This window comes from Lactococcus sp. dk101 (assembly GCF_009601055.1).
Classification (GTDB): Bacteria; Bacillota; Bacilli; order Lactobacillales; family Streptococcaceae; genus Lactococcus.
The window spans coordinates 15484-27411 of the sequence record NZ_WITI01000018.1; the positions used below are offsets into that span (position 1 = coordinate 15484).

14 protein-coding genes and 2 pseudogenes are annotated in these 11928 nt (G+C 35.5%); 15 read left to right on the forward strand and 1 reads right to left on the reverse strand.

Annotation, left to right across the window (positions count from 1 at the left end; translation table 11 throughout):
• The first annotated feature begins 327 nt into the window (after positions 1-327).
• The 15 genes and pseudogenes from GHI45_RS10365 (at position 328) to GHI45_RS10435 (ending at position 11605) form a co-directional block, all read left to right on the forward strand.
• A complete protein-coding gene (locus GHI45_RS10365) occupies positions 328-813 on the forward strand; it encodes a hypothetical protein (RefSeq protein WP_147780716.1) in 486 nt (161 codons plus the stop codon).
• A gap of 13 nt (positions 814-826) precedes the next feature.
• Positions 827-1432 (forward strand): hypothetical protein, encoded by a 606-nt coding sequence (locus GHI45_RS10370; RefSeq protein WP_147780715.1) that lies wholly within the window; start codon positions 827-829, stop codon positions 1430-1432.
• A 13-nt stretch (positions 1433-1445) separates the two neighbouring features.
• Complete coding sequence (locus tag GHI45_RS10375) at positions 1446-1724, forward strand: hypothetical protein (RefSeq protein ID WP_147780714.1); 279 nt, start codon at positions 1446-1448, stop codon at positions 1722-1724.
• Between the two features lie 5 nt (positions 1725-1729).
• A pseudogene (locus GHI45_RS10380) lies at positions 1730-2611 on the forward strand (phage major capsid protein); the annotation flags it as partial.
• 1114 nt (positions 2612-3725) lie between these two features.
• A complete protein-coding gene (locus tag GHI45_RS10385) occupies positions 3726-3998 on the forward strand; it encodes a DUF2089 family protein (RefSeq protein ID WP_147780712.1) in 273 nt (90 codons plus the stop codon).
• A complete protein-coding gene (locus tag GHI45_RS10390; RefSeq protein ID WP_147780711.1) occupies positions 3995-4291 on the forward strand; it encodes a hypothetical protein in 297 nt (98 codons plus the stop codon). The genes GHI45_RS10385 and GHI45_RS10390 overlap by 4 nt, the downstream gene beginning before the upstream one ends.
• 82 nt (positions 4292-4373) lie before the next feature.
• Positions 4374-4691, forward strand: a complete 318-nt coding sequence (locus tag GHI45_RS10395) for a sigma factor-like helix-turn-helix DNA-binding protein (RefSeq protein ID WP_147780710.1) — start codon at positions 4374-4376, stop codon at positions 4689-4691.
• Between the two features lie 78 nt (positions 4692-4769).
• Positions 4770-5159: an HNH endonuclease gene (locus GHI45_RS10400; protein ID WP_147780709.1), complete on the forward strand. Its 390-nt coding sequence runs from the start codon at positions 4770-4772 to the stop codon at positions 5157-5159.
• Positions 5160-5173: 14 nt separating this feature from the next.
• Positions 5174-5689, forward strand: coding sequence for a hypothetical protein (locus GHI45_RS10405; RefSeq protein WP_147780708.1), 516 nt, complete (start codon positions 5174-5176; stop codon positions 5687-5689).
• Between the two features lie 580 nt (positions 5690-6269).
• The gene (locus GHI45_RS10410) at positions 6270-6467 is read left to right on the forward strand and encodes a cold-shock protein (RefSeq protein WP_147780707.1); all 198 of its coding nucleotides are present in this window, start codon (positions 6270-6272) and stop codon (positions 6465-6467) included.
• 578 nt (positions 6468-7045) lie between these two features.
• Entirely contained in the window at positions 7046-7705 is a 660-nt protein-coding gene (locus GHI45_RS10415) for a YitT family protein (protein WP_147780706.1), read from the forward strand.
• Positions 7706-7846: 141 nt separating this feature from the next.
• On the forward strand, positions 7847-8803 hold the full coding sequence (gene mvaD / locus GHI45_RS10420; protein WP_147780705.1) for a diphosphomevalonate decarboxylase: 957 nt from the start codon (positions 7847-7849) through the stop codon (positions 8801-8803).
• Positions 8796-9794: a phosphomevalonate kinase gene (locus GHI45_RS10425; protein ID WP_147780704.1), complete on the forward strand. Its 999-nt coding sequence runs from the start codon at positions 8796-8798 to the stop codon at positions 9792-9794. The genes mvaD and GHI45_RS10425 overlap by 8 nt, the downstream gene beginning before the upstream one ends.
• A gap of 27 nt (positions 9795-9821) precedes the next feature.
• Complete coding sequence (fni, locus tag GHI45_RS10430) at positions 9822-10877, forward strand: type 2 isopentenyl-diphosphate Delta-isomerase (RefSeq protein WP_147780703.1); 1056 nt, start codon at positions 9822-9824, stop codon at positions 10875-10877.
• Between the two features lie 104 nt (positions 10878-10981).
• Entirely contained in the window at positions 10982-11605 is a 624-nt protein-coding gene (locus GHI45_RS10435; protein ID WP_147780702.1) for a superoxide dismutase, read from the forward strand.
• A 216-nt stretch (positions 11606-11821) separates the two neighbouring features.
• Here GHI45_RS10435 and GHI45_RS10440 read toward each other — a convergent pair.
• A pseudogene (locus GHI45_RS10440) lies at positions 11822-11928 on the reverse strand (IS982 family transposase); the annotation flags it as partial.

Consider the following 11928-nt stretch of genomic DNA (forward strand, 5'->3'; position numbering starts at 1 on the left):
CCTAATCGCAGTCATATCAATGGTTCGCAGGTTTTAGGTGGTCTAGGTGGTCTACTCGGTCAAAACTTTTTAGTTTTAATCAAACATACTGAAAGGATGAAATAATGAAATTTAAAAAGCTACAAAAGTAGGCTAAAAAACAGCCAATTCAATGATTTTGAAAAAGCACTCTTAAAGCCAGTTATACCAAGCAATTAGAGTACCTTGTTTAATTTCCGATTATACTATATATTCACCACTATTTAGGAGGCAAAATGAACACCAATAGAGCACCAACTTAATCACTAACTGATCACAATTAAAAATAAAATAACAGGAGAAAACAGAATGAAAAACATGACAAAAATTGATGAAATCAGAAAAGACTTATTGAGCAAATACTCTGATGCAGAGTCTCAAAAAGCAATTACTAAAGCATGTGGCACACTTGAAGATTATGCTTTTGTAGAAAATAAAGTATCTGAAAGCACACTCGTTACCGTTCAAGATAAAATTCAAGCCATTCAAGATACACTGCTTAACGCTTACGAGCTATCAGGTGGCGATATGGACACGCTAACGGATATTATCTCTGATGAGGTATATCAACTGACTGCCTTGCTTGGAGTCAACGAGGAAGAGAACAGCGTAGGCTCAATTAAGGAACAGCTCAATGACCTACGCGCTTACCATGACTCAATGTTCACTGGTGATCCAAACTATATCCCACGCTTTACAAGTGGTGAGCCTATCCGTCCTCAAGATATGGCAGATTATAGTATCAACATGCTGGACAATATCGCCGAAGCCCTCGGTATTGAATTAGAAGATTAAAAGGAGAAACAATATGAAAACACTTGAAGAAATTGAAACACTCTTGAATGAGAAAAACGAAGCCCACCAAGAAAAAGTTCAAGACTTGGCGGATAAGGTTACCAAAGCAGAAAACAAGCTTGAACAAGCCAAGGCGGACATGCTCAAAGCAGAGGACAACGCAGACTTAGAAAGTTATAAAAAAGCCAAAGACCTGATCTGGTCTGCGAAAGCTGAAAAAGAAATGTACACCAAGCTTCATAAAAAAGCAGAGAACAAAAAGGTATTCAGTGAAGAAGATTATAATGCTCTTACTAAAAACATTCTGTCTAATGCAGAAGAAATCAACGATGCTCAAATTAAAGAAATGATTGAACCTGTCAGAGCCCTAAAGGAAATTGCCAAGGTTAATATTCAAATGCAACAAAATGCACAAGCACTCTTAGAACAGCTCCAAAGCATGAATAAAGCAAACCCACTTACTATCACTCCAACAGGTGGAAAACATTATTCCGCTTTGCCCTACATTCGAATTGATAATTCTGCGAGAGGGTATTATGATACAACGATTGGTAATGGAGAATTGTCTAAAATCGCTGGAACGTATGAAGATACAACACCACGACTTGCTAAACTTTAAGAAGGGATAATTTATGGAAGAAACGATTGAAGATTTACAAGCACAAAATAAAGCACTTGAACACCAATTGCTCCAGCAAAAAATAGGACACCGTGCGGGGCTACCCGAAGGCCTTATTGGTCGTCTTAAAGGAGATGATGAGCGCAGTATGATGCAAGATGCCGAAAACCTACTGAACTGGCTTACACCACCACAAAAAAAACCTGTAGCACCAATGAAGAGTGTTGAGCCAATTCTTAAAAAGAGCAACTCATACACAGATATTATTAACAAACTAAATAGAGGAGAATAAAATATATGGACACATTATCTAAAGGAATACTTTTTGACGAAAGTATTGTCAGCGAATTGATGAACGATGTAAAAGGAAAAAGCTCACTGATTAAGCTTTCTAAACAAAAACCTATTCCATTTAATGGACAGAAAGAATTCATCTTTACAATGGACTCTGAAATTGATATTGTTGCGGAAAGTGGGAAGATGTCAGCTGGTGGTATCTCTTTAGAACCAGTAACAACTTTACCAGTAAAAATAGAATATGGTGCACGTGTTTCTGATGAATTCATGAACGGCGCAGATGAATATAAGGTTGATATTCTACAAGGATTTACAAAAGGCTTTGCTAAAAAGTTAGCCAAAGGAATTGATATCATGGCAATGCACGGAGTTAATCCACGAACTGGACAGGCCTCTGAACTCATTGGAAGCAACAACTTTGATAGTAAGGCAACACAAACGATTACCTATGATGGAACTAATCCTGACTCAAACATTAACGCAGCGATTGGGCTTATACAAGCAATGGATAAAGAAATCAATGGAGTGATCATGAGTCGTGAGTTCTCTAACGCAATGGCTAACATGCGAACAAGAGACGACAATAACGTTGAGAAGTTTCCAGAGCTTGCATGGGGAGCAACACCAGCAACCATTAACAACATGCCTATTGATATTAATAACACAGTAGCCAACAACTCTGATGACCTCGCTATCATTGGCGACTTTGCCAATATGTTTCAATGGGGATATGCAAAAGAAATGTCACTTGAAGTGATTGAGTATGGGGACCCTGACAATAGCGGACGAGACCTAGCAGGGCATGGGCAAGTCTATCTTCGAGCAGTAGCTTATGTTGGATGGGCAATCATGGACGGAGAGAGCTTCTCACGTGTGATTAAAGAGCCTACTGAACCTGTATCTATCCAGTCAGCAAGTGATGAGGTAGTAGATGAAACAGCGGCCACAGAGCAAGACAGTAGCACAGATGATGTCAACGTTGATGCCATTAGTATTGAAGACATTAAGCAAGAACTTGATGCACTTGGTGTGACTTATGATGCCAATGCGGACAAGCAAAGTCTATATGAATTAATGATGAACGCATGAAAAAAATAAATAAAAATATGAAATAAAAAATAATTATTTTAATTTATAAGTGAGTTCGGAGCTTAAAGTATGGGGGTATATCCCCCTCCCCCTCGGGCGCTTCGTCCTTCACGCCGTCACTGTACATTTTTTCTCGTGCGCAGGCGTTTAACAGGAGGAAAGTATAAAAATTGAGAGCAAAAGAGTGCCTAATTTGTGGCAAAACGTTCAATCCTAGGACCGCCAATGCACGTTATTGTAGTAAAACATGCAGTAATCAGAAACGCAAAGCAGAGCGGAAGGACTGGGAAACAAAGAACCCTGACTATATGAAGAATTACATGCGAGAATATCGCAATAAAAATTAAGAAGAGCCCTGTCAATTATGGCAGAGTTTTTTATGTGATTGAATTAAATGAAAAGCTATACCGACATTTTGTCGGCTATGATGAAATATTTGCCTTTCTTTTTTTGCCATAGGTGGCAAATACTTTGATTATTCTTGCATGAACGGACTAGTCGGCGGAATTTTCGGCTTATTTACTTTAATGTGTTGAATTCCTGAAGAATAAAAAAAGTAACTCAACTATAGGGCCGTGCATAAGCACATTAAGGGCCCGAAACTAAGTTACTTCTTATAAATTAATTATAACATGCTTTAATTCATTTGCAAAATCAATTTTCAATATTATGCATCAACAACCTGTTAAAAATGGTATAATAGAATTATAAAATATAAATCGCAGAGATGCGTGTTTGATATAATTATAGCGAAAAGGCATTTCTAACGTGGAGATGCTTTTTTGTACTAAAAACAAAAAAATATAGAAAATATAATAACGAAATTAAATATAATTAATTTATGTTGTGAAAAAAGTTTAATAATGTTAAAATATGATTAATAATATTAAACAATGAGGTGATCAAAATGAAATGGTATTTAAATTTAGAAGATGAAGATTTGGAATTTATTAAAAATTTTGTTTTGGCATCAGGCTCATTAAAGGAGTTAGCAAAACAATATGATGTTAGCTATCCAACCGTCAGGCTAAGAGTGGATAAGGTAATCGAGCAAATCAAACTTCTGGAAGGAAGTAATAACGTTTTTGAAGTAAAAATTATGCAGTTGGTAATCGATGAAAAGATAACTTTAGATACTGCAAAAGATATTATTAAAATCCATAAGGAGGATAAAAAATGACAGACATCTTAATAATTTTGATTATTGTAGCTGTAATTTGTTTTCAAACATTTGCTGGATATAAGAATAAAAAAATATTGGGGAGTGTACTTCCGTTAGTCTATATTGGTTTAGTTATCTTCTTTTTATTCAAAGGCTTATTAACGTGGAGCATCAGAGATGTCACTTTTTCAATCCTTGGGCCTTTATTACTGATGAGTATCTATTCTGGAGGAAAAGAAGCACATAATAAAAAGCAAAAAAAAGAGATTGAAAAAATGAAAGCTAAGGATATTTCAAATAAACTAAAGTAAACTACTTCACCAATGTATGAGGTTGTAAAAAAACAGGAAGATGCCTTTATTTAGAGCATCTTTTTTTGTTTGAGGAGATAGTATGAATTTTAATTTTGTAATGAAGTTATACTTTTCTGATTTCTACTTAAAAATGATTGATCGTGATAAAACGAGACAAAGACTAAGGAATATTGATAAGATAAAGCAACTACAGGCGGTCTGTGATAAACATATACAGGCTTTACCGCACGACAGCATAGAAATGCTTAAACTACGTTATATAAGCGAGCTAACGCAAAAAGAGATAGCCACACAGTATCATATAGACGTTCGAACGGTTAGGAACAGAACGAGCCCAGTGATTAAAGCATTGAAAGCTGAACTATATGACGTGCTAGGAGATGAATTTAGTTGCTAAAAAAAGATTTCGTAATATTGACTTTTATTTTTATTGTATTACAATAGTGATAATAAGAATAAAGGAGAGCGATTAAAAATGAAATTCAACCCCCAATGGAAACGATTCAATGTAATTGGTAGCCAAAATCAGTATGCGGCAAGCAATAATGGCGAAATTTACTTTGCCAAAAAAACTAGCAATGACTGGGAGAAAAAAGCAATTAAGAAAGGGAAGAACGGTTATTATACTACAGTTATAAAAAAGAAAAGATATTATATACATAGACTTATAGCAGACGTGTTTATATCTAACTTTAAAAATACTAAAGATAAAAATGGAGATATAAGGAATACTGTAGACCATATAGATGGGGACAAGGGAAATAATAATGCCAACAATCTTGAATGGGTTTCACAATTGGAAAATAACCGTCGATACATAAATGGTAAAAATATTATCCAACCAACCAACCAATTAATTAATTAGAAATTAACAACGATATGTATGAATTAATTTTAGTATTAATTGGGGGGGTTATATCCTATATAGGTACAACTAATACCTTGAAAAAGCAAATTCATGAAGAGAGAACAGCTTTTTTATCCTTACAGAACAATTTTAGTCAACTCAAAAACATTGGCTCTGTAACTGCTATAAATATTTCCTTATATCGAGCAGTATTGGATTTATCAAAAGATTCATTTATAGGAACAAATAGGGTTAACATTTCTCTAATTGAAACAAAGGAAACATTAACAAAAGATGAAGTATGGAACATTTCCTGTACTCCTATTGGGCATTTCGATACTTATATAATTCAATTTCAAAGTCTTAACGGTGACTACTACCAGCAAATATATAAAATTTCGTCAGGTAGAGGAGATGCACCTGTGTTAAAAACTCCTACTAAGGTAAAAAAATCAAACACATTGCCCACATTTATTGATGATACAATACCGGGATACATTATTAAAGAAGCAAAAGTTAAACAAGTTAAAGGATTAGAAAAGAACTGATAAAAAGAATCCTACTCACCCCTCCCAGAAAAACGGCATATGGGAAAGGTGGAAGGATTCATTTTTCTTATTATGCTACTATTAAAGAAGAAAGTAAAGCATCTTCTTTAATAGTGAGCAATAGTATAATTGATTAAATGAGATACAAATTGGAACCAACATATTAATAATTTGATGAAGCACAAAGAAATTTTGGACTTCTCTTTCTGATTTTGTAATATTCATATTCTCAATTCTACGTGTGGTGGTTTAATTTTTAACAGAGTTTTTAACAGAGTTTGAGTGTTAAATCAGATTTAACGAAGCGAGCTGTAACTAATAGAAATACAGTTAAATGCGCTATAAATGAAGCTATATATGACTAGATAACTTCAATTATATAATACATGGATTTACTCATTTTAATAGATTAGGGCAGGTACAATTTTTACTTGCTTTTTTGTTATAAAATTTAAGTCTTTTTGACAAAACTTAAAATAAATGGTAACATAAGCAAGTAGATTTTATTCTAAGTATTATATTTTTGGATATTCTTTTCTCGAAATGAGATTTACAAATTTTTACAGAAAGGAATATTTCAATGACTAAAGGAACAGTTAAATGGTTCAACCCAACTAAAGGGTTCGGCTTTATCACTGCAGAAGATGGAACAGACTTGTTTGCTCACTTCTCACAAATCCAATCAAGTGGTTTTAAAACTCTTGAAGAAGGACAAAAAGTTACTTTTGACGTAGAAGAAGGTCAACGCGGCCCTCAAGCTACTAACATTCAAGCTTAATTTTTGGAAATGCCTTAGGGCATTTTTTTATTTTTTATTTTATAAATTAAAAATAGATTAAAATAATTAAATATTACTTGCAATTATGAAAAATAGTGCTATAATGGGTTAACAATTAGAAAATGATTAGTTTTAAGTAAAGTTGTTCTTGTTTTTAACAGCTTTTAATAAATTATTTATCTTCTTGGGAAAGGACGCAGTAATATGAATAAAAAAGATAAGAATACGATTAAAATTAACGGTACAACATATACTGTTGATAATAAAACCATGAAATTAACGCCAGTTCGACAATAAATGAAAAGTATCCAGTTGGATGCTTTTTTTCTTGTCTGAGTTCAAAATATTGAAATGTAGATAGTGGTTTGATATACTAGATTAGTTAAGGTTTAATAAGAAAAAATTCATTTGTCACTCATTTTCTAAATAAAGCTGCTGATTTATCAAGCGTTTGAAGTCATTTTTAGTTGATGAAGTGGGTTAAGTATAAGAATAAAAGCAAAGAGATTTGCTTTTGTTTTTGCCTTATTTTATGGGGTTATAAAATCAAATCAAATCAAAATTTAAAGGAGAATAATTTGAAAGAAAGTCGTTTGAAGTTAGTGGCTAGATATTTGGTCTTGATTGCAGGATTGTTGATTATGGGGATGTCAGTGGCGATGGCAAAAGTTGCTGACTTAGGCATGTCACCAATCTCATCTATTCCAAATGTTTTAAGCTTTATTTTTTTGCTGCCAATTGGACAAATTACCATTATCTTTTTAGCTGCCTTAATCCTTTTAGAATGGGTCGTTTTACGGAGTAAATTTAGACTAAAAAATATCTTAGAGATGCTGCCTTCCTTGGTTTTTGGGTATGGAACAGATTTCTTTGTTGGTATTTTTGAGAAATTTCCGCATTCGGTTTATTGGCAACAATTTATTTTAATGCTCATCAGTATTGTATTACTTGCGATTGGTGTTTATCTTGAAGTAGTCTCAAACGTTATTGTGATGCCTGGCGAAGGGATTATCTTGGCATTCTCCTACCGCTTAAAAAAGGAATTTCCGAAAGTTAAAGTTTGGGGCGATGCCAGTATGGTTGTGATTGCACTCTTGATTTCATTGCTTTACTTTGGTAATGTCACGGGAATTCGCGAAGGAACCATTTTGACTGCTATTTTCACGGGTCGAATTATTGCAATTATTCAACAAAGAATGAGAAAATTTAGTACTTGGTTAAATGTAGAGAATAAATAAAAAGACATCGTCAAGATGTTTTTTCTTTTTAGTTCAAAATGTTGGAGAAGTATTGTCCAAAACGGAGTGTAAAAGTGATTTCGAAAATCAACTTTGTAACATACTACTGATATAATTTTGAGAATTTGATATAATAGAAGCATGACAAAACAAGTAACAGCAAGAGCACACACCAATATTGCCCTGATTAAATATTGGGGGAAAGAAAATGTGGCGCTTAACATTCCGACAACCAGTAGCTTGTCGATGACTTTGGACCAATTTTATACAACGACAACCGTTGAATTCACTGATCAAGCGACTGATGAGTTGATTTTGAATTCTGTCAGCACTGACAGCACGCGAATCAGTAGATTTTTGGATTGTTTTCGTGAAAAGCATGGCGATTTTCCAAAAATTTTGGTCACATCTGAAAATCATGTGCCAACTGCTGCTGGATTGGCGTCGAGTGCCTCTAGTTTCTCTGCTTTGACAGGTGCCATGTTTGGCTTGCTAGATCTTCCACAGGACACGCAAGAAATGTCACGGATGGCGAGAAAAGGTTCTGGTTCGGCTTCACGTTCAATATTTGGGAATTTTGCCGTTTGGAATAAAGGAAATGATGATGAAAGTTCTTTTGCCGAAAGTTTTTATGATGACGATATTCATTTGACCATGATTGTGGCAGAGATTTCATCAGCTCAGAAAAAAATGTCGTCAACAAAAGGAATGCAACTGGCGCAGACAGCACCGACATATCCAGAATGGGTCAGAAAATCAGCTGATCAACTGGAACAAATGAAAGCAGCGATTGTAGCGAAAGACATTGAAAAAATAGGTTTGATTGCGCAAGACAATGCACTCGGGATGCACGAGCAGAACCGCAGATCACTTGAACCATTTGACTATTTCACGACGCAAACCATTGAAGTAGTGGAATTTGCTAAGCAATGTTACCGTGAAGGCTTATTAGCCTTTGTTACGATTGATGCGGGGCCAAACGTGAAAATCATTACGGATAAGGCAACGGAACAAAAACTCTTACAAAAATTCCGCAGTAATTTTCCGGATTTGACTTTTGAAGTGGCACACTCCGGCGAGGGTTTGCGCTATGTTTGAGCAAGTTACGGTTAAAGTTCCAGGGAAATTATTTATTGCTGGCGAGTACGCCGTGACACGACCAGGCTGTTGCGCAATGGTTGCTGCGATTGAAAATGATTTTGTTGTAAGGGTTGCTGAAAGCCAAAGTTTGTCGCATTTGAAAACTAATGTAGCCCTTGATGACATGACTTTTGACATTCATGCTTTTGAAATTCAGGACAATGGCTGGAATTTTGCAATGTGTGCCTTGGATTATTTACTCAAAGGCGAGCAAGAAATTCTGGGAGAAAAGCTCCCTCAGCTTGAACTTTCTATCGAAAGTGGTTTGGGTTTTGGCGACAATAAAAAAGGGTATGGTTCATCAGCCTGTGTGGTTGTCGGCGTTGTTAAAGCGGTTAGTCAGTTTTTACAGCTCAATCTTACAGCAGATAAAATTTTTGAATATGCAGCAAAAGCGCATCATCAGGTTCAAGGCAGTGGCTCCATGGGAGATGTTGCATCGATTGCGAGGGGCGGCCTTATCTTTTATCAGTCACCAGATAAAAATTGGAAAAACTGGATGATTGCTCCGCAAGAGTGGTCAAGAAATGGCTGGCAAACTTATCTTGTCAGCACTGACAAGAGTGTCAAGACATCAGAAAAATTGAAAATAAGCTTGTCAGAAGAATTTTATGATAAAAGTGATAAAATTGTTAGAAAGATAGCTCGATTAGGCATGAGCTTGGCATATTCTAGCAAGAAATTTAAAGTTTTAAAAACTTTAGTGTTGAGAAATCAACAACTTTTAATTGACCATTTGCCAGCTGCTTATGTGACTGAGAAATTGGCTTATGCCTTGAAAATAATCAATCAAGAAGAAAACATGGTTGGGAAAATTTCAGGCTCAGGTTTTGGCGAGAATATGATTGTTTTTACTAAAAATGAAAAAGGCATTAAAAAAGTTCGAGAAAAATTAGCAAGACATGGCATTGGATTTGAAAAAATTAGAATTTCAGAAGAATTCAAGTGATGTAAATGTAAGAAAGATGAAGAAAAAATGACAGAAAAAGAAATTCATCAGCATCGAAAAGATGAACATTTGTCTTTGGGCATCAAATATTGGAGGCAGGTTCAAAATATTGAACCCTTCTCTGGCTTGAAGTTTTCGGATGTTCGTTTTGTCCCTCAAGGCTTGCCAGAATTGGCTTTAGCGGATATTGATTTGTCCGTTGACGTATTGGATCATCATTTTGAACAACCTTTTTACATTGAGGCTATGACTGGTGGTTCTGTTCGTGCTGACAAGGTAAATGCGGATTTAGCTAGCCTTGCCAGCAATTTGCATTTGCCGATGGCTGTGGGTTCTCAATCGATTGCCATGCGCTTTGAAGAAGCCGCTGATGGTTACAAAAATGTGAGAAAAATAAATCCTGATGGTTTTATCTTTGCCAACTTGGGCGCTCATCATCAATTAGAATCAGCCAAACGAGCCGTTGATATGCTTGAGGCAAATGCACTTGAGTTGCATATTAATTTGGCGCAAGAATTGACCATGAAAAATAGTGAAGGCGATCGTTCGTTTATTTGGTTAGAAAATATTAACAAAATTGCCGAAGAAATTCATGTTCCTTTAATTGTTAAAGAAGTTGGTTTCGGTTTTTCTCAGCAAATGTTTAAACAACTCTCACAAACTGCTGTTTCTGCCATTAATGTTGGTGGAAAAGGAGGAACCAATTTTGCTTGGATTGAACATGGCCGTGGTGGCGAATTTGAGCTAGAAGATTATGGATTTACAACTGTTGAAAGTCTTTTAGAAGCTCGGTTTTGTCAAAATCAAAAGCCCTTAATTGCAACGGGAGGTGTTCAATCGCCCGCAGATATTGTTAAAGCACAGTTGCTTGGTGCTGATTTGGTCAGCTCTGCTGGTTTTATCTTGCATCATCTCATGGCTGATGGTGCGAGTCAAGTTGAACAAATGCTTGCAAAATGGCCAGAAGATTTGAAAAAATACTATGCGTTACAGGCTTCAAGAAATCTGATGGAACTTCGAAACAATCAATTTTTGCTAAGTTTGGACGGACAAAATTTTGTCAATCAACGTCAAAAATATTAAGCAGATTATTTGGTTAAGTTCAAATAATCTTCTATAATTAAAATAGAATTAAAAAAAAATAAAAAGAAGCTCATTGTGGCTCTTTAATTTAATGGAGGAATACTATGACTTACACTTTACCTGAATTACCTTACGCTTACAATGCTTTGGAACCATTCTTCGATGAAGAAACAATGCGTTTGCACCATGACAAGCACCATGCAACTTATGTCAACAATCTTAATGCTGCAATCGAAAAACACCCAGAATTGTTCGAAAAGACAGTTGAAGAGTTAGTTGCTGGTTTGAATGAATTGCCAGAAGATATCCGTGGCGCAGTTCGTAACAATGGTGGTGGACACTTGAACCACACACAATTTTGGAACTGGCTCCGTCCAAATACAGACGGTTCAGCTAACCATGCTGACGCCGAAATCGGTGATGCAATCGCTAAAGAATTTGGAAACTTTGAAGCATTCAAAGCTGAATTCAAGGCGGCTGCAACAGGTCGTTTCGGTTCAGGCTGGGCTTTCCTTGTTGTTGACAAAGATGGCAAATTGAAAGTTGTTTCTACTGCCAATCAAGATAACCCAATCACTGATGGTTTGACCCCAGTTCTTGGACTTGATGTTTGGGAACACGCTTATTACCTCAAATATCGTAACGTTCGTCCTGACTATATTGAAGCATTCTTCAACCTTGTCAACTGGGATAAAGTTAACGAACTTTACGCAAAAGCACTTGCTTAATTAACAGAAATGAAAACCTGTCAGTACTGACAGGTTTTTTTGTCAGATGTCATGTAAAAGGTGCATATTGAAAATCGCTCACACTCAAAATACCAAAAGGTTGGCATTGGATAGCCTTGCTAGCAATGCATGATTTAAATATGCTCGCGTGGCTCACACTCAAAATACCAAATCGTTGGTATTTTGATATAATAGATTACCCGAATTGCTAGTTGATTATTTTGCCATCACTTGATAGCCAATTGAGTACTTCAAAGTCTCTGGTTTCAATGTTTTAGCCAGCTTTAGAAGAATAGAGTACGCTAAAAAGATCATTTCTAATT